The organism is Microbulbifer litoralis (assembly GCF_023634065.1).
GTDB classification, from domain to species: Bacteria; Pseudomonadota; Gammaproteobacteria; order Pseudomonadales; family Cellvibrionaceae; genus Microbulbifer; species Microbulbifer litoralis.
This window is the reverse complement of sequence record NZ_JALKCV010000001.1, coordinates 147,677-165,554: the sequence shown is the minus strand read 5'-3', so window position 1 is coordinate 165,554 and position 17,878 is coordinate 147,677. Positions and strand designations below refer to the sequence as shown.

Here is a 17,878-nt window from a genome sequence, read left to right as displayed (position 1 = left end):
GTATGGGAAAAGTCATTCATGTCGCCGTGGGTGTGGTCGTGCGCGAAGACGGCCGCATCCTGATCGCCCGCCGCCCCGACCACCTGCATATGGGCGGCCGCTGGGAATTTCCCGGCGGCAAAGTGGAGGAGGGCGAAACGGTCCAGCAGGCGCTGGCCAGGGAGCTGCGTGAAGAAGTGGCACTGGAAGTCCGCCAGCTGCAGCCCCTGACAGAGATCCGCCACGACTATCCGGAAAAGACCGTGCTGCTGGATACCTGGTGGGTCACGGAATTTGAGGGCGAGGCCGAGGGGTCGGAAGGCCAGCAGGTTATCTGGGTGGCGGTCGATGAACTGGAAAACCGCCGCTTTCCGGACGCCAACGGTCCGATTCTGGAAGCTATCCAGTCTGCAAAACATGCCTGAGACCTCGATACTGGATCCCGGATCAAGTCCGGGATGACGACTATCACTTCATCGCCATTCCGGCGAATGCTGGAATCCAGGGCACCGGGAGCCGCCGTCGACGACTGTCACTCCGTCGTCATTCCGGCGAAGGCCGGAATCCAGGGCACGGGGAGCCGCCGTCGACGACTATCACTCCACCGTCATTCCGGCGAAGGCCGGAATCCAGAGAACAGAGCTCCCGCCACCGGCCCCTGCATCAATCCGGGGATGGCGACTCCGCCGGACCAACCCCCTCAATGCCGCGTCTTGGAAGGATCCAGATCCTCACTCAACACATCATCGTAAACCGGCTGCCCCGGAATCTTGTGTCCCTCGCTGGCCCACTCCCCCAGGTCGATCAGCTTACAGCGCTCGCTGCAGAAGGGCCTGAATGGGAATTTCTGGTTCCACTCGATGGGTTTCTTGCAGGTGGGGCAGTTGAGGGTAGGTGTATCTTTAGCCATGGATGTAACATTAAAAACAGATAGATGTAATGGTCAGGGTCAGCTACTTCCCAGCAGCCTGCGTTGTAGGAGGCTCTGCATATCCCTGCGGCCGTCGGCGGTCAATTGCACATAGACGTTTTTGGCTGTTACACGGTAGATACAGCGATAGGGTCTGAAAAATACCTCCCGGTAGTCACGAATACCGAGGGCAAGCAGTTCCGGGGGGAAGGCCCCACGCTGGGGATTGTCTGTCAGGCTTCCAAGTACTTCTTCAATCTTGTCCATCACGTATTCAGCCCTCCCGGGCACATCGTGCCGGTCGATGTAATCACCGATCTCTTCAAGGTCGGACAGGGTACTCTCCGTCAACAGGACCCTAAATGGCATCAGGTGGATTCCCGCCGTCGACGTACTCGCTTGAAGGCGTCGGAGAGAGGTATAACCCGGTCATCTTCAATCTCGCGATTGCCCAGAGCCAGAATCTTCAGCAAGGCCAGGGTTTCCTGCATCTGCTCGTAGCTCTCGATATCCTGCATAACCACCTTGGCCTCGCCATTCTGGGTAATGACCAGTGGCTCGCCCTGCTTTCCCAGGTCGCGCACGATTTCGGCAGCGTGGGCTTTCAGGTAGCTGATGGGTTTGATCTGGCTGGATAGTTTCACGGCCGCTCCTCCGAAGCTGGAAGACTGAATATAGTCTAAATTTGGTACCACAACAAGGAGGCTGAAGAGTGTTGCCATGAGAAGCCGGCGGGGCGCATTAGCCTGCCAACTGGAGATAGTGTTGGTGCAGGGTTTCCACCTGGGATTTTAAATCGGTCAGTTCTCCCGAGTTATCCAGTACATCATCTGCCTTTTCAAGCCGCGCCTCCCTCGAAAGCTGCGCCGCCATAATCTTGCGGATCTGTTCCGGATCATTGCCATCCCGTGCACTGGCGCGCTGCAGCTGCAGTGCCTCCGGCAGGTCCATCACGCAGACCCGGTCCACCAGCGCTGTCTGCCCGGACTCGATCAGCAGCGGCGACTCCAGGATCGCATAGGCGCTCTCGCTGGCGTCCAGCGCCCGCACAATTTCCTCGCGGATCAGCGGATGCAGCAGCCCCTCCAGCCAGGCGCGCTCGGCGGGGTTGTCGAAGATCAGCGCGCGCAGCCTGGCCCGATCCAGCGCGCCGGTGTCCCGCAACACATCGGCGCCGAAGTGCTCCGCAATCCCGGCCAGCGCCGGCTGCCCGGGCTCCACCACAACCCGCGCCGCCCAGTCCGCATCCACCACATTGATTCCCAGGTCCCGGAAACAGGCCGCCGCCGCAGACTTGCCGCTGCCGATTCCCCCGGTCAAACCCACAATAAACAAGGCGATCCTCCACTCTGTGCCGGAGCGGCCCATGGCCGCGATAAAGGCCAATCAACCCCAAATGATAAACCGCCGGGACCGCGCAACTGTAGCCCGGATGCAGCGCAGCGGAATCCGGGAACCCAACCGGGAATGCCCAGCCCCAACTCGGCCAAGCAGCCAAAGGCCCGCCTCAACCGAGCCCGGAAAACCCCAGATACCATCCCACAATCTGTTCTCCCCACAACATCGCAATCCACCCGGCTCCGGCCAGGTAGGGACCAAACGCAATCGGCAGGTTCCGGTCGCGCCCGACAATCGCACTCCAGGCCAGCCCTGCCACCGCGCCCACGGCGGCGGAAAGCAGGATCACCAGCGGTAACATCTGCCACCCGAACCAGGCCCCGATGGCCGCCAGTATCTTGAAGTCCCCAGCGCCCATTCCCTCCCTGCCGGTCACCAGCTTGAAGAGATGGTACACCGCCCACAGCGCCAGGTAACCGGCCACGGCCCCGATCACCGCCTCCTGCAGCGGCACAAACACGCCCCAGAGATTGATCAACAGCCCGCCCCACAGCAGCGGCAGGGTGATGGTATCCGGCAGCAACTGCTTGTCAAAGTCGATCCCGGTCAGCGCTACCAGCGCCCAGGTAAACACACAACCGGCCAGCGCCTGCCAGGTAAAACCCAACTGCCAGACAACAACGGCTGTCAGGATACCGGTCACCAGCTCCACCACCGGGTAGCGCCTGGAAATGGCCGTACCACAGAATCGGCACTTGCCACCCAGCATCAGGTAACTCACCAGCGGCACATTGTGCCAGGGCTTGATCTCCGCATCGCAGTTGGGGCAGTGGGAGTGGGGCAGGACCAGGTTGAAGGATTCCGCCAGCTCTTTCTTCTCCGCCGGGTCCGGCTCGGTTTCAAAATAACTGTAGAAATCGCGCTTGTACTCGCGCTCCATCATGATCGGGAGGCGGTAGATGACGACGTTCAGGAAACTGCCGACCAGCAGGCCCAAAATAAAAGCGCTGCATAAAAGCAGCGCCGGGTATGAGATTAAAGTTTCGAGCATTCTTATTTATACGACCTGGCCCAGCTGGAAAATGGGGAGATACATTGCAACCATAAGGCCGCCAACCAGTATGCCCAGCACGGCCATGATCATCGGCTCCAGGAGGGTTGTCAGGTTGTCGACCATATTGTCGACCGCCTCTTCATAGAAGTCTGCCGCTTTGGCCAGCATCTCGTCCAGGGCGCCGGATTCCTCGCCGATCGCAGCCATTTGTACGAGCATGGTCGGATACAGGCCGGATGCCCGGAGAGCACCATTGAGAGGAATACCTGTTGCCACAGAGTCGCGGATTTTCAAGGTGGCTTCCTCGTAGAGGCTGTTCCCTGTGGCCCCTGCAACGGATTTCAAAGCATCAATCAGAGGAACGCCGGCAGCGAAGGTCGTGGAAAGAGTGCGGGCGAAGCGTGCAGAGATAGAGTTATAGGTAATTGTTCCCAGAATAGGGAGCTTTAACATCAACCTGTCGAAAAACTCGGCCACTTTCCTGTTTCGTTTTTTTGCTTCAATGGTGCCGCCGATACCTACGACTACGCAGATCAAGGCAATAAACCAGTTGGCTTGCATCCATTCAGACATTCCTACTACTAGCTGGGTGAATGCGGGCAGGTCTGCCCCAAAGCTGGAGAAGGTCTCGGCAAACTGGGGGACCACTTTGATCAACAGGATTGAAGTTACAACAATTGCAACCACGATAACGGCAATCGGGTAAGTCATGGCCTTTTTGATTTTGGCCTTCAGCGCTTCCGTTTTTTCCTTGTAAGTCGCGATCCTATCCAGCATCGTCTCCAGTGCACCGGATTGCTCGCCGGATGCCACCAGGTTGCAGAATAGATCGTCGAAATACAGGGGGTGTTTGCGAAGAGCATCCGCAAAGGCAGTGCCCGAGGCTACGTCGTCACGAATCTTGAATACCAGTGACTTTACCCCATCATTGTCGAGGCCGTCCGCAACAATCTCGAAGCTCTGCACCAATGGCACACCGGCTTTCATCATGGTCGCCATCTGGCGAGTAAAAAGGGCAATATCGGCCGGCTTTACTTTCTTGTTTCCGCCAAAAAGGGGTTTCGGCTTTTTCTGTACCCGATTGGCGATAATCCCCTGGCGTCGCAATTGAGCCTTGATCAGCGCCGGGCTGGCGCCGTTGATCTCTCCCTCGACCTTGTTGCCTTTACTGTCCACCCCTTTGTAGACGTAAGCGACTGCTGTGGCATTGGCCATGGTTGTTATTCCCGTTCGTTATCGGCATGGCCCTTGCCACGCCCCTCTGTAACTTTTCATCTATAGCAGAAGCACTGCTTTGAGTCTGGTCCGGTTCGACTGTCCATCTATTCGATTTCGAGAGCACCCGTAGGATGGGCAAAGCGCAGCGTGCCCATCATCCAGCGCTGGTGGCTGATAAATCTAATCCTTGGTCACCCGGTTCGCTTCCTCCAGGCTGGTGACTCCCATCACCACCTTCCTAAGTGCCGAAATCCGCAGGTTGTTGAATCCTTCCTCTCGTGCCTGGTCGGCAATCTGGATCGAGTTACCACCTTCCATTATAATTCTGGAGATGCCGTCAGTGATGCGAACCACTTCATACACGCCTACACGGCCCTTGTAGCCCTTGGAGCAGTGCTCACAGCCCACGGGTTGATAAATCTTCCACTCTTTCTGATCAATACCCACAGACCCGAAGCCTTCTTGCTTCAGCACTTCATCTGGCAGGGTGATCGGCTTCTTGCATTCGTTGCAGAGTCTTCTCGCCAGGCGCTGCGCAATAATCACACTGACCGAGGTGGCGATATTGAAGGTCGGGACCCCCATATTCATCAGACGGGTCAGTGTTTCCGGGGCAGAGTTGGTATGCAGGGTGGATAACACCAGGTGTCCCGTCTGCGCGGCCTTGATTGCAATCTCCGCGGTTTCCAGATCCCGAATCTCCCCCACCATGACGATATCCGGGTCCTGCCGGAGGAAGGAGCGCAGCGCTTCGGCAAAGTTCAGGCCGACCTTATTGGAGACGTTGACCTGGTTGATACCTTCCAGGTTGATCTCCACCGGATCCTCGGCGGTGGAGATATTGCGCTCCGGAGTATTCAGGATATTCAGGCCCGTGTAGAGGGATACCGTCTTGCCCGAGCCCGTGGGACCGGTCACAAGAATCATACCCTGTGGCTGGGCCAGGGCATCCATATAGATCTTTTTCTGGGCATCTTCATAGCCGAGGGCATCAATCCCCAACTTGGCTGACGAGGGGTCCAGGATCCGCAGCACAATCTTTTCCCCCCAGAGGGTGGGCAGGCTGTTGACCCGGAAGTCGATGGCCTTGGTCTTGGACAACTTCATCTTGATCCGGCCATCCTGGGGGACACGGCGCTCGGAGATATCCATTTTGGACATCACCTTTAGCCGTGCGGAGATGCGGGTGGCGAGTTGAATCGGGGGCTTGGCCACCTCGTGCAGGACACCGTCAGTGCGCAGGCGTACCCGATAGCTCTTCTCATAGGGTTCAAAGTGAATATCGGAAGCGCCAGTGCGGATAGCATCCAGAAGTACCTTGTTCACAAAGCGTACAACCGGTGCCTCATCTCCTCCCGGCTCGTCGTCACTTTGCTCCTTGCTTTCATCGGCACCGACCTCAAGGCCATCAAGCTCCTCGTCGTCTATGCCCTCCAGGCCGGCTCCCATATTGCCACTGTCAGACAGATAGCTGTCGATAGCCTTGGCCAGTTTATCTGCTTCAACCAGGACGGCATCAGTATTGAGCCCTGTATTGAAGTTGATCTCATCCAGGCCCGCCAGATTGGTAGGATCCGCCACGGCGACAAAGAGCCGGTTGCCGCGCTTGTACAGGGGGAGAGCGAAGTGCTTACTGATCAACTTTTCATCAACAACACCTTTGGGCACAAGCTCGAAATTGTAGGCGCTGAGATCAAACAGGGGGGAGCCGAAAGCAGAGGAGGCGATACCGGCCAGTTCGCGGCTCTTTACCAGTTTGGCTTCCACCGCATGCTGGGCAAAAGTCTGGTTTTCCCTGCGCGCGGCCTTGGCTGCGGAATCGGCCGTCGTTTCGTCGAGAATGCCATCCGCTACCAACCTTTTGGCCAGGCCGCTTAATTGAGTACTGCTCATTAAATGGTCGCTTGATGTGTTGGTGATTTTTTATGCTGTTAAATTGACGGGAGCCTGAACGGTGAAAATAGAAGGAAACCAGCCCATCCGCTCAGTCTGCCGTCAAGCCACTCAATATATCGAATATACCTATGTGAGCCAAACACTTAAGTCTAAAGAGTGACTATCGGAAGAGACGGCGTACCGGGAAAGTCGATTGGTCCGAAGGTGACGATAATTGTCACTGACTGCCGACGCCGGTCAGAAGGTGAAATGGCATCCATTGTGGTCCGTTAGCAAGAAGTGACTTTGCTCCCAATTGTGAGTCTCATGTTAGTTTTGGCGCTTGCCACAATTGGCACAAACCTTGTATCTTGTTTCGCGACTTCCTCACGGGATGCTCTCCCTAACGGGATTCACCAAACCAAAAGTCTGTATGGAGACGGTTACAATGAAGAAACAACAGGGTTTTACTCTTATTGAATTGATGATTGTTGTGGCGATCATCGGTATCTTGGCCGCTGTGGCATTACCTGCCTATCAGGATTACACCACTCGTGCAAAAGTGAGTGAGATTATGGCTCAGTTGGCGGCCATGAAAAACTCCGTTACTGAGTGCATGACAACTTCTAATGATATCACTGGTTGTGATGATGTAGGTTCTGGTATTGATAAAACCGCAGTTGAAGGTACAGATTATATAACAACGGTAGCAGTAACTGCGCCTGCGGCGGCTGGCACTGGTGCTAGTATCCAAATTACGCCAGACTGGACTGCACTTGGTGCGGCTAGTGCGTCAACTACTGTCACTTTTTCTGCGACTCAATGTGATGGCGGCATTAAATGGCAGTGTGGTATTTCTGATACTACAGAAGGTAAGTATTTTCCGGCCTCTTGTCGTCAGACCGTTTCTGCCCCGCAATGTGCAGCTGCAGGTCCCTAAATATTAATATAGTGTGATGAAGTTAAGTCTTGGCTGGCTCGTCTCGCTATAAATAGACCCCCCCCCCCGCTTCATGCGGGGGCTGTTTTTTCTGAGCGAATAGTAAAGTTGGGGCAAGAAAGAGTTGGTTGTAGAGATCAAGCCTCGGCGTAACAATATACTAGTTTGTACTCTACATTTAGATTGATACAGAATGGCTCGGAAAAGGAGAGCCCTCCTTAGTATAGATAGATTACTGCAGGCCTAAGTCTGATGCTTTCCTTTGAAAGGGAGGGGGGTTGCCCGAGTTTGATGAGGATGGCAAAGCCCAAAGTCAAAATCAAGGATAAAGAGGCTGTAAATAATTGAGAGTGTAACTGCCTGTGGTTATTGGTAATGGTAATCGCGGCCAAGCGATCACCAAATTCAATCATAAAACGGTTCAGCGCTAGCTTCCAGTTGCGGATGGGCATTGTCCACTTTTTCGTTGCAGGTTGCATTGCCAAGAAGACATAAGCAATCGATAAGCCTCACCTAAAATCCTGCCTCTCTTCCAGGCATGCTCCTAGCTTTCCATGATCAGGGGGGCACCTGCACCTGCAGAGCAGGTCAGATTTCTGACTGCAGCACATTCACGCCTAAGGATAGTGGCCTGGCCCGGGCGGCCTATTGCCAGCATAACCTGAAGCTCAGAATCTCCACATACTGGCACCACAAGCAGAAGAAGGATCGGCATAAACTGGTGCCTGTATCAACTCCGGCTGAAATTAGCCGCGGTAGTAACGTGCAATACCCGCCGGGTCAAGTTTATGGCGAGCAGCGCCACACCAGAGAGTATTCAGGGTTTATTTTGGGTGGCCAAGAGCGTCTGAACCTGGCGCCCGGGTAGCAAAAAAGCGCCGTCCCCGGCGCAAGTAAAGCATGGGGTAGGGGGGAGCTGCGTCCGTCGACGAGTTATTGTCAAATCTGGTGTATGCCGTCAGGCGGCGACCCCGTCTGATTGATCGGTTACTGCCTCTCCATTCCGGAACTGGACGTTGTTCACGACCAGCTCCAGTTGCTTAAATCCTTTGATTTTCTTCCAGCGCTTCTCAGCGGATTGCAGCAGCTTGAAGACCATCGCCAGTGTCGTGTCCCGTGATCCGCAACCGCGGCTTTTCTTCGTCCTCAACCGCACCGTGGAGAACGTCGACTCGATCGGGTTGGTGGTGCGCAAGTGCACCCAGTGCTCCGCCGGGTAGTCGTAGAACGCCAGTAGCTCTTCGCGGTCTTTTTGCAGGCACCCCATCGCCTTCGGGTACTTCGCCTCAAAGCGCGTCAGCGTGCGGTCAAAGGCCTTGTGGGCCTGCTCACGCGTCTCGGCTTGGTAGATCTCGTGCAGGGCAGACTTGACCTTGGGCTGGACTTATTTCGGCAGCTTGTCCAGTACGTTGGCGGTCTTGTGTACCCAGCAGCGTTGATGCCCTGCTTCCGGATAGACCTTCGTCAGTGCGTTCCAGAAGCCCAGGGCACCGTCGCCTACCGCCAGTTTGGGCGCGGTATCCAGCCCCCGTGTCTTCAGGCCTCGCAGCAGCTCCAGCCAGCTGGCCTCCGATTCCCGGTGGCCGTCCTCCACCGCCACCAGTTCTTTGCGGCCGTGCTCCGTGACCCCGATGATCACCAGCAGACACAGCTTGTCGTCCATGCGGACACGGCTGTAGATGCCATCGGCCCACCAGTAGACGTAGCGCTTCTGGCTCAGGTCGCGGCGCTGCCACGCACGGTGTTCCTCCTGCCACTGAGCCTTGAACCGGGACACGGTGTTGGCGGAGAGGCCTTTGGCCTGCTCGCCTACCAGTGCCTGCAGCGCTTCCTGGAAGTCGCCAGTGGAGATCCCGCGCAGGTAGAGCCAGGGAATCAACTCATCGAGGCTCTTAGCACGCTTGAGGTACGGCGGCAGCAGCGTGCTGTTGAACTTGATGCCGGAGCCACTGCGATCTCTGACCTTGGGCACCTTGACCTCGACATCGCCTACACCGGTCTGGATGGCCCGCTGTGGCAGGTGGCCATTGCGCACCACTGCCTGGCGGCCATCCTCCGTCTTGAGATCCCGGTACTGCTGCAGCAGCGCCTCCAGCTCTGCCTCGACCGCCGCGGTGATCAGCGCTGAGGCGCCCTTGCGGATCGTCTCGTGGAGCGGGTCCAGGCCCTCTGACTCTGGTTGTGAAAGAACATGCAAGGTAGACTTGTCCATGGCGTACTCCTCTTGTTGGTTGTGATCGTCGTGGTGATCAACCAACAGGGTACGCCATCTTTTTAGCCTACCGCCATACACCAGAAATCAGCATAACTCTCCGTCGACCGCAGATCGAGTAAATAACATACAAAATGTCCGCCGAGCTACTACTGTGTCCATCAGTACTTGGCTCCGCTCACAACAGGATGAGGTCGTGAGAAATACAGGTTAGGGTCAGGCTTACCCAAATGGTTGCTTTTTAGAGTTTTCGTGCTGAATTGCCTGAGTGTAGAAATCCTGCTGGGTTGTAGTGGCCCCGAGGTCGGAAAATGCCGCCGAAACCGGCGGCTATGGATGGCTCAGATGTCCATACTGAGCGAGATACTGCTTAGGGACAGATCAGAGTCTTCGGTATTGTAAAGAGTATGCTCCAGTGAATAGGTCCACCTGCCAATACGCCAGTTGACAAAGCCTCCGTAGAAGGGATCGCCGCCGTCTGTTTCGTCTTTCAGCCGCTCTTCCCGGTAGGAAATGGAATAGCTTTCCTGCTCGCCTTCGGAGTTCAGTTCCATACCCTGGTCCTGGTAGCGGAAGATCACATCCGCTTCGGTGCTCCAGAATGCATAGCCGGCGCGCAGGCCGCCGGACAGTGGCCTGCCGACATCGGTGCTGAGTACTGCGCCCAGTGTCTTGGCGGTACCACTGATTTTGCTCGAGTACCTCATCGTTTCCACGCCTTCGATGCCGATGGTCTCAATATCGCCATAGGCATTGCTATAGGCGTAGCCCTTCTTCTCCTCGCCAAAGTTGATATAGCTGGCCTCGAAAGCGATGTGGGGGCTGAGTCGATAACCCAGGCCGAAGTTGTAACCACGTGGGTAATCGAAGTCCACGTCTTCCGTGATGCCGAGATCCGTTTCTATCTCATTGGCAAGAAACTCTTCAACGGATTCGTCATCCGCGGTGGTGATGCCAAAACCGACGCGGGTATACCACTCTCCCTCGATGGCCTGGGCGCTGGAGGCGAAAGCGGTGGTGGCCAAGGCGGCCAGAGCTAGCTTTTTCAAGGAAACTCTCCTGTTGTCATTTATTTATTAAAGTTCCCGATAGTGTGATGTGTTTCACGTTTTGTTGATTGCTTTTATATTTTTGGCTTTCGGATTGTGCTTTGCAGGCTTGCTATCGGTTCGTAGAAGTAGCCAAGCCCGCTTTTTCTGCAGTATTTCGGATTACCCCATAACCCTTATCCGAGGCCGGTATAGGATAATATTCTTTTCTATTTGCTGTCCATGTCACATTGCGACAGTGAAATGTGTCCTGGCCGGGTGATGTCGCAGTAGAAAAGGTGATGAAGGAGGAGGTTTTGCTGCGCGCTCAGTGAAAGCTCCTGACCGCCTGAATTTCCTCCCAGGCCAGGCAGGTCAGTTTCTGCCCCACCAGGTGGATCACCGGGTAGGCGTCCGCGGTTTCCGGGGTGCTGATCTGTACAGTACCCGCGATCTCCAGGATATTGCCCCGCTTGATTTCCGCCCGGTAGCGCTGCTGGACCTTTTCCCATAGTACGACATTGATAACCCCGGTCTCGTCTTCCAGGGTCAGGAACATTACGCCGGAGGCGCTGCCGGGGCGCTGGCGGCAGGTGACCAGGCCGAGCACGGTGGCCCGCTGGCCGTTTTTGTAGTGGGCCAGTTGTTGGGCCGTGTTGTGCCCGCGGAACCTGTCGCGCCGGCGCAGCAGGGAAATGGGGTGGTCGCGCAGGGTCAGGCCGGTGCTGTTGTAGTCGCTGTAGCTGTTGTCTTCGGTGGAGTTGCCGGGGGTGTGTTTGGTGGCGGCGTCATCTTCCGCGTCCGGGGTGAAGGACTGCCAGGTATTCAGGTAGCGGTTTTCGCTCAGGCTCCTGAAGGCGTCGGCACTGGACAGGGCGGCGAGCTGGTCCTGGGGCAGGCGGGTGAGGGTGCGGAATTGGGCGAGGGAGGTGAAGGTGGTGTTTTCTCTCCGGGTGGTGATGGTGGTTGCAGTGGATTCGTCCAGGTCTTTGATCAGGCGCATGCCCAGTCTCAGGGCCGGTTGCTCTTCGTCGGTGGTTTTGATGGGCACGCTGCGCTTTGCCCATCCTGCGGAAGTCGGGAGGCTGGATGCTGACGGTCGGTTTGAGGTGGATCGCGGCCATGGACCGCTCCCGGCCGGACCGCTCCCGCAGGGAGTAGTGCTGGTTTCCGCCTTCGGCGTCCCAATTCGCTGCGGGCGAATTTGTCCCGCGCTTGGTGCCAGGGTGTGGTGCCAGTGGCTGTGGAGGATATCGATGGGCAGCACCTTCACGTTGTGGCGCTGGGCGTCGTAGACCAGTTGGGCCGGGGCGTAGAAGCCCATGGGTTGGCTGTTCAGCAGGCCGCAGTAAAAGGCTGCCGGGTGGTGGTGTTTGATCCAGGCGGAGAAGTAGGCCAGCAGGGCGAAGCTGGCGGAGTGGGATTCAGGAAAGCCGTAGGCGCCGAAGCCTTTCATCTGGTTGAACAGCTGTTCCGCGAAGTCGGGGCTGTAGCCGTTGGCCTGCATGCCGCAGACCAGTTTGTCGCGAAATTTGTACAGGTCGCCGTTCTTGCCCCAGCTGGCCATGGCGCGGCGGAGTTCGTCGGCCTCGCCGCCGCTGAAACCGGCGGCGACCATGGAGAGCTGGATTACCTGCTCCTGGAAGATGGGGACACCTTTGGTGCGCTCCAGCACTGGCCTGAGGTTATCGTGGGGGTAGGTGACCGCTTCCCGACCGTGTTTGCGGCGCAGGTAGGGGTGGACCATATCGCCCTGGATCGGGCCGGGGCGGACGATCGCGACTTCGATCACCAGTTCGTAGAAGTTTTCCGGCCTGAGCCTGGGCAACATGCTCATCTGCGCACGGGATTCGATCTGGAAAACGCCGACCGTGTCGGCGCGGCAGATCATGCCGTAGACGGCCGGGTCTTCCCGCGGGATATCCTGCAGCCGGTACTTGGGGCCGTAGAGGGCGATGTAGTCCAGGGATTTGCGCAGCGCGGTGAGCATGCCCAGCGCGAGGATATCCACCTTCATCAGTTTCAGGTCTTCGATATCCTCCTTGTCCCACTGCACGATGGTGCGGTCTTCCATGGCGGCGTTTTCCAGTGGCACCAGGCGGTACAGCGGCTGCTCGGTAATCACGAAGCCGCCCACATGTTGTGACAGGTGGCGGGGGAAGCCGTGGATCTGCTGCAGCAGTTGCGGCAGCGCCTTGCCGATGGTGCTGTGCGGATCGATGCCGACTTTCTGCATCTGCTGCGGGAAGTCTTCCATTTTGTCCCACCAGGCGCGCTCGGCGATCAGCTGTTCGATGGTGGCCGGGCCAATGCCCAGGGCCTTGCCGATATCCCGCAGGGCGCTCTTGAAGCGGTAGCTGATCTTGGTGGCGGCGAGGCCGGCGCGCTCGCGGCCGTATTTCCGGTAGATATACTGGATGATCTCCTCGCGCCTTTCGTGCTCGAAATCCACATCGATATCCGGCGGCTCGTTGCGCTCGCGGGAGATAAAGCGTTCGAACAGCAGCTGGATATTTTCCGGATCCACTTCGGTGATCTGCAGGCAGTAGCAGACCACCGAGTTGGCGGCGGAACCGCGGCCCTGGTAGAGGATGTACTGGCTGCGGGCGTACTGGACGATATCGTGAATGGTCAGGAAGTAGTGCTCGTACTCCAGGTCGGCGATGATCCCGAGTTCCCTTTCGATCTGCGCGGCGATGCGTTCGCTCGGCCCTTGCGGCCAGCGTTTCGCCGCGCCGGCTTCGACCAGTTGCCGCAGGTGGGCGCTGACGCTTGTTTCGGTTGGCAATACCTCGGAGGGATACTGGTAGCGCAGTTCACTGAGGCAGAAACGGCATTGTCCGGCGATGGCGACGGTATTGTCGATCGCCTCCCGTGGATGCAGGGCCGCGATATCCTCCAGCCTGCGCAGGTAGCGTTCGGCGTTCTGCCCGATGCGGTGGCCCAACTGGTCCAGGGTGCAGTGGTGGTAGTTGGCATTGAGCACATCCTGCAGGGGCTTGCGGCTGCGGCAGTGCATCAGTGCGGCGCTGGTGGCGACCAGGGGCAGTTGTTCCCTGCGGGCAAAGGCTATCAGCTCGCAATTGTGACGGTTCTGCTGCGGCAGCAGGTGGTTGCTGAAGGCGATGTAGAGGCGCTTGCCGAAATGCGTTTTCAATGCCCGGGGGATTGCCAGCGGCTGCCGGTGGGGCAGCCAGATGGCGATAGTTTCACTGCAGAGGTCGAAAAGGTCCTGGAGGTGTGTGCGGTAGCTGCCTTTTTCCTCGCGCAGGCGCGAGCGGGAGATCAGTTGGCAGATCTCGCTGTAGGCGGTCTGATTGGGGGCGAGCAGGACCAGTTGTTCCCCTTCCTGCAGGCGGAAGAGGCTGCCGCAGATCAGTTTGAGCCCGGTTTGCGGATCCTGGATCGCGCCGGGGGGGCGCTGGGTTTCTGCTTTCAGGTTTTGCAGTTCCTTGTAGGCGCGGACGACGCCGGACAGGGAACATTCGTCGGTGATGGCCAGGGCTTTGTAGCCCAACCGGTGTGCGGTTCGAACCAGTTCCTGCGGGTGGGAGGCGCCCTGCAGGAAGGAGAAGTTGCTTTGGCAGAAGAGTTCGGCGTACTGCATTGGGCGTCACTCGTATGTAGATCGAAATCGTTATCCTGGGTTTGATCCGGGATCCAGTTGAAGGGCCCCGTTCGCTGGATTCCGGCCTTCGCCGGAATGACGGTATGGGGCGTCGTCATCCCGGACTTGATCCGGGATCCAGTTGAGGGGCCCCGTTCGCTGGATTCCGGCCTTCGCCGGAATGACGGTTGTGGGGCCTCGTCATCCCGGACTTGATCCGGGATCCAGTTTAAGGAGCCCCGTTTGCTGGATTCCGGCCTTCGTCGGAATGACGGTGTGGGGCGTTGTCATCCCGGGCTTGATCCGGGATCCAGCTGAAGGGCCCCGTTCGCTGGATTCCGGCCTTCGCCGGAATGACGGTGTGGGGCGTCGTCATCCCGGACTTGATCCGGGATCCAGCTGAAGGGCCCCGTTCGCTGGATTCCGGCCTTCGCCGGAATGACGGTATAGAGATGTCGTCATCCCGGGCTTGATCCGGGATCCAGCTGAAGGGCCCCGTTCGCTGGATTCCGGCCTTCGCCGGAATGACGGTATAGAGATGTCGTCATCCCGGACTTGATCCGGGATCCAGTTTAAGGAGCCCCGTTTGCTGGATTCCGGCCTTCGCCGGAATGGCGGTATAGAGATGTCGTCATCCCGGACTTGATCCGGGATCCAGTTGAGGGGCCCCGTTCGCTGGATTCCGGCCTTCGCCGGAATGACGGTTGTGGGGCCTCGTCATCCCGGACTTGATCCGGGATCCAGTTGAGGGGCCCCGTTCGCTGGATTCCGGCCTGCGCCGGAATGACAGTGTGAGGCCTCGTCATCCCGGACTTGATCCGGGATCCAGTTGAGGGCCCCGTTCACTGGATTCTGGTCTTCGCCGGAATGACGGTGTGGGGCGTTGTCATCCCGGACTTGATCCGGGATCCAGTTAAAGGGCCCTGTTCGGTGGATTTTGGCATCGGGTTAAAGTACTTCGGGATAGAGGTCTCGCCAGTATGGGTTGAACTGTTCGATTAAGTTGAGCTTCCAGGCTCTCTTCCAGTTTTTGATGGCCTTTTCTCTACTGATTGCATTTTCCATGCTGCTATGAAGCTCGTACCAGACGAGATTTTTAACAGCGTATTTTTTGGTGAAGCCGTCGACAAGATCATTTTTGTGTTGCCATATCCTCTGTACAAGACTGGAAGTAACACCGGTATAAAGCGTGCCATTGCGTTTGCCGGCAAGGATATAAACGCACGGTTGCCTGTCCATTGCTCACTTCTCCAATTTGTCATGCATAGACCCCATGCAGGAACCAATCCTCTGAAGTCAAATCCTGAAACACCCAGTAAAGCCCCCCTTGTTCCCCGCGGGCGATGTAGTAATCCCGGCCGTGGCGGCCGTGCTGCCACCAGTAGCCGTCAATACGTTCCGGGCCCTGCAGCAGCTGGATTTCGCCGCGGTAGAAAAGCCGGTGATCGCGGCTCTGGATCCTGTCCGGGCGCGGCAGCAGCCAGGTGGGGCGGGGGGCGTTGAGCGGTTGTAGCTGGTGGCCCCTTTTTTGGTGGCCGCTCTGCAGCACCAGGGTGTCGGCGCTGGCCCAGGCCTGTTCCGGCAGGTAGCTCTCTTTCAGGGTGACGCCGGACAGTGCCTCGTGGCCGAGGCGGGCCTTGAGTTTGTCCAGCAACTGGTGGCTGCGTTGCAGCTGGGTGTCTTTGCCGAAGAGGTCGTCATCGAGGTTGCCCTGGTCCATGGGCAGCAGTCGATCGCAGGTCAGGGTCAGGGCCTGTATCGGCTGTTCCAGTGTCAGTTTTTCCAGTTGCAGCCTGGTCAGCGCAATCAGGCGTTGTGGGTCCAGCAGCGGGCGGGCGGTTTCCACGCTGAAGACCTTGCAGCCCCGCTGGCCGAAGTCCAGTTTCCAGCGCAATTGCTGGCAGTAGAACTGGCGGCGCTGGAGTTGCTGGCAGAGCTCGCGCACCAGGCGGCCGGCGGGAAACAGCAGTTGCTCGCTGTTATCCAGCGGGCTGGGGAAAAACAGCTCGCTGTGGAATTCCGGCGGCGGCGTGTAGCTGGGGACCGGGTCGTGGCGGCCGCCGTTCAGGCGCGCCAGGTAGTCGACAAAGCCGCGGCCGAAGCGGCTGCCCACCTCGGACAGGGGAATGGCCAGCAGCTGGCTGACCCGCTTGATGCCGCAGGCGTAGAGCTTGGCGATGGTCTTGTTGTCGCAGTCGAGCAGCTTGCTGGGGGAGAAGCTGATCCACTGGCGCCACTGCTGTGTGGTGGGCGGTGTTTCGGCTTCCCGCAGCCACTGGCGGTGTTCCGGCAACTGGCTGAGCATGTGGGCGGCGCTGGGGCTGTGGCCCAGGCCCATAAAGGCACTGATGCGCATCTGGTGCAGCTCGCGGCGCAGCTGTTGCAGCAGCGGTTGCAGGCCGCCGCTGGCCTTGAGGCAGCCGGAGAGTTCCAGGTAGAGGCAGGCGAAGCGGCTGTCGCCGGCATCGATGGAGCCGGCGGCCTGGGGGGACACCACCGGGGTGAAGCTGTAGCCCCACTGGGCCAGTTGTTGCAGTTGTTGCGCTTCCCGCTGGGTATCCCGCTGCAGTAGCTGCAGGTCGGCGCAGAGGGCGCAGGCGGTGGCGATGGTGAGGCCGGTTTCCACACCGCGCCCGGCGGCGTTGCGGTTGGCGTCTACGATCAGTTGTTCTTCCACCACGGCCTGGGCCGTCTGCTGGGTGCTGTCGCGCTGGGCGCGGGTCAGGACTTCCAGGGGGAGTTTGGGGAATTGGATGCAGAGCCAGAGCATGGGTGTTTTTCCGTGTTTGGGCCCGGATTCCGCTGCGCTCCATCCAGGCTACGCAGTTGGGGGGACTGGCGTAGGGTGCACTGTGGTTGTTGGAGCCGTAGCCCGGATGGAGCGCAGCGGAATCCGGGATTGCCTGAATGCGCCCCCAGGAGGCAAAGTCTCAATGCAGCGGCTGGTCGCGCCGGGTCAGGTCCGGGCTGCGGGCCAGGTGGAGCTGCTGGCCGGAGCGGCCGCCGAGCTGCTTCAGCAGTTTGACCGCCAGTTGCTCGCCGTCGCTGCCGAGGGACAGCCGCAGGCTGGCCGGGGAAGGGGCATCGGCGACGCTGGTGGGACGGAAGTGGAAATGGCTGCAGTCGCCCTCGCGGGCGGCGAGCTGCAGGCGGCGCAGGTCCTTGTCCGCCGGCGGGCGGCCGCACTGCCAGCTGAGCAGGGCGCCGCAGCAGCCGGATTGCAGGGACTGTTCGACGGCCCAGAGTGCGTCCTTCTGGCCGCGCGGGTGCAGGATTAGCAGCTTTTCCAGCTGTACACCGGCGCTGGCGAGCGCCGGGGCGTAGGGAATGAAAGGGGGATTGACCAGTACCACCATCTGCTCGCGCCGGGTCATTTCCGCCAGTGCCGGCAGCAGCAGGGACAGTTCCCCCACACCGGACTGATTGACCAGCAGCTCGGTGGTGGCGCCGCGGGGCCAGCCGCGGCCTGTGAGCAGGGCATCGAGGGCGGCGTGGCCGGTGGGCACGCCGCTGCGCCGGCGCTTGTGCTCGTTGGCGGCCTGCCAGATATCCGGCCGCGCCAGCAGCCGGCCCAGCCGCTGCTGTCTGGATTCTTCGCTTAACATCTTGTTTTGCAAAAGGTTTTCGGCGTTGCTCACGATCTTTGGCCCTCTTTTCGCACCCCGTCGGGATGTTGACTGTATATTTGTACAGCATTTACTGGCAATTTATACAGTA

General features: G+C 58.6%; 14 protein-coding genes and 1 pseudogene. 2 read left to right on the top strand and 13 right to left on the bottom strand.

The annotated features are described in order from the left end of the window. Nucleotides 1–2 precede the first annotated feature (2 nt). On the top strand, nt 3–404 hold the full coding sequence (mutT, locus tag MWN76_RS00620; RefSeq protein WP_250458538.1) for an 8-oxo-dGTP diphosphatase MutT: 402 nt from the start codon (nt 3–5) through the stop codon (nt 402–404). A 275-nt stretch (nt 405–679) separates the two neighbouring features. Here the strand turns inward: mutT and yacG are convergent, their stop codons facing one another. The 7 genes from yacG to pilB form a co-directional block, all read right to left on the bottom strand. Continuing rightward, a complete protein-coding gene (gene yacG / locus MWN76_RS00615; RefSeq protein WP_250458537.1) occupies nt 680–889 on the bottom strand; it encodes a DNA gyrase inhibitor YacG in 210 nt (69 codons plus the stop codon). Between the two features lie 39 nt (nt 890–928). Further along, nucleotides 929–1,258, bottom strand: a complete 330-nt coding sequence (locus MWN76_RS00610) for a type II toxin-antitoxin system RelE/ParE family toxin (RefSeq protein WP_250458535.1) — start codon at nt 1,256–1,258, stop codon at nt 929–931. Next, nucleotides 1,258–1,533, bottom strand: coding sequence for a type II toxin-antitoxin system Phd/YefM family antitoxin (locus tag MWN76_RS00605; protein ID WP_250458533.1), 276 nt, complete (start codon nt 1,531–1,533; stop codon nt 1,258–1,260). The genes MWN76_RS00610 and MWN76_RS00605 overlap by 1 nt, the downstream gene beginning before the upstream one ends. A 97-nt stretch (nt 1,534–1,630) precedes the next feature. After that, complete coding sequence (gene coaE / locus MWN76_RS00600) at nt 1,631–2,215, bottom strand: dephospho-CoA kinase (protein WP_345780044.1); 585 nt, start codon at nt 2,213–2,215, stop codon at nt 1,631–1,633. Between the two features lie 181 nt (nt 2,216–2,396). After that, a complete protein-coding gene (locus MWN76_RS00595) occupies nt 2,397–3,278 on the bottom strand; it encodes a prepilin peptidase (protein WP_250458529.1) in 882 nt (293 codons plus the stop codon). 6 nt (nt 3,279–3,284) lie between these two features. After that, nucleotides 3,285–4,496, bottom strand: a complete 1,212-nt coding sequence (locus tag MWN76_RS00590; protein ID WP_250458528.1) for a type II secretion system F family protein — start codon at nt 4,494–4,496, stop codon at nt 3,285–3,287. Between the two features lie 183 nt (nt 4,497–4,679). Beyond that, nucleotides 4,680–6,392, bottom strand: a complete 1,713-nt coding sequence (pilB, locus tag MWN76_RS00585) for a type IV-A pilus assembly ATPase PilB (protein WP_250458527.1) — start codon at nt 6,390–6,392, stop codon at nt 4,680–4,682. Nucleotides 6,393–6,822: 430 nt separating this feature from the next. On the opposite strand from pilB, the gene MWN76_RS00575 reads away from it, so the two are divergent. Then, the gene (locus MWN76_RS00575) at nt 6,823–7,314 is read left to right on the top strand and encodes a pilin (protein WP_284500003.1); all 492 of its coding nucleotides are present in this window, start codon (nt 6,823–6,825) and stop codon (nt 7,312–7,314) included. A 958-nt stretch (nt 7,315–8,272) separates the two neighbouring features. On the opposite strand, the pseudogene MWN76_RS00570 reads toward MWN76_RS00575, so the two are convergent. The 6 genes and pseudogenes from MWN76_RS00570 to imuA all read right to left on the bottom strand — a co-directional run bounded on the left by MWN76_RS00570 (nt 8,273) and on the right by imuA (nt 17,766). Next, a pseudogene (locus MWN76_RS00570) lies at nt 8,273–9,526 on the bottom strand (IS256 family transposase). 341 nt (nt 9,527–9,867) lie between these two features. Further along, nucleotides 9,868–10,575 carry an outer membrane beta-barrel protein gene (locus MWN76_RS00565; RefSeq protein WP_250458525.1) on the bottom strand — a complete coding sequence of 236 codons (708 nt, stop codon included), beginning with the start codon at nt 10,573–10,575 and terminating at the stop codon, nt 9,868–9,870. A 307-nt stretch (nt 10,576–10,882) separates the two neighbouring features. Beyond that, nucleotides 10,883–14,161, bottom strand: a complete 3,279-nt coding sequence (locus MWN76_RS00560) for an error-prone DNA polymerase (protein ID WP_250458523.1) — start codon at nt 14,159–14,161, stop codon at nt 10,883–10,885. A gap of 948 nt (nt 14,162–15,109) precedes the next feature. Beyond that, a complete protein-coding gene (locus tag MWN76_RS00555) occupies nt 15,110–15,400 on the bottom strand; it encodes a GIY-YIG nuclease family protein (RefSeq protein WP_250458521.1) in 291 nt (96 codons plus the stop codon). A 19-nt stretch (nt 15,401–15,419) separates the two neighbouring features. Beyond that, entirely contained in the window at nt 15,420–16,931 is a 1,512-nt protein-coding gene (locus MWN76_RS00550) for a Y-family DNA polymerase (protein WP_250458519.1), read from the bottom strand. A 160-nt stretch (nt 16,932–17,091) separates the two neighbouring features. Beyond that, nucleotides 17,092–17,766 (bottom strand): translesion DNA synthesis-associated protein ImuA, encoded by a 675-nt coding sequence (gene imuA, locus MWN76_RS00545; RefSeq protein WP_250458517.1) that lies wholly within the window; start codon nt 17,764–17,766, stop codon nt 17,092–17,094. Nucleotides 17,767–17,878 lie beyond the last annotated feature (112 nt).

Excerpts from the sequence above, each read along its gene's own strand:
- MWN76_RS00560 (WP_250458523.1), bottom strand. The coding sequence starts at position 14,161 with ATGCAGTACGCCGAACTCTTCTGCCAAAGCAACTTCTCCTTCCTGCAG.
- MWN76_RS00595 (WP_250458529.1), bottom strand. The coding sequence starts at position 3,278 with ATGCTCGAAACTTTAATCTCATACCCGGCGCTGCTTTTATGCAGCGCT.
- mutT (WP_250458538.1), top strand. The coding sequence starts at position 3 with ATGGGAAAAGTCATTCATGTCGCCGTGGGTGTGGTCGTGCGCGAAGAC.
- MWN76_RS00575 (WP_284500003.1), top strand. The coding sequence starts at position 6,823 with ATGAAGAAACAACAGGGTTTTACTCTTATTGAATTGATGATTGTTGTG.
- MWN76_RS00590 (WP_250458528.1), bottom strand. The coding sequence starts at position 4,496 with ATGGCCAATGCCACAGCAGTCGCTTACGTCTACAAAGGGGTGGACAGT.
- MWN76_RS00610 (WP_250458535.1), bottom strand. The coding sequence starts at position 1,258 with ATGCCATTTAGGGTCCTGTTGACGGAGAGTACCCTGTCCGACCTTGAA.
- MWN76_RS00550 (WP_250458519.1), bottom strand. The coding sequence starts at position 16,931 with ATGCTCTGGCTCTGCATCCAATTCCCCAAACTCCCCCTGGAAGTCCTG.
- pilB (WP_250458527.1), bottom strand. The coding sequence starts at position 6,392 with ATGAGCAGTACTCAATTAAGCGGCCTGGCCAAAAGGTTGGTAGCGGAT.
- yacG (WP_250458537.1), bottom strand. The coding sequence starts at position 889 with ATGGCTAAAGATACACCTACCCTCAACTGCCCCACCTGCAAGAAACCC.
- MWN76_RS00555 (WP_250458521.1), bottom strand. The coding sequence starts at position 15,400 with ATGGACAGGCAACCGTGCGTTTATATCCTTGCCGGCAAACGCAATGGC.
- imuA (WP_250458517.1), bottom strand. The coding sequence starts at position 17,766 with ATGTTAAGCGAAGAATCCAGACAGCAGCGGCTGGGCCGGCTGCTGGCG.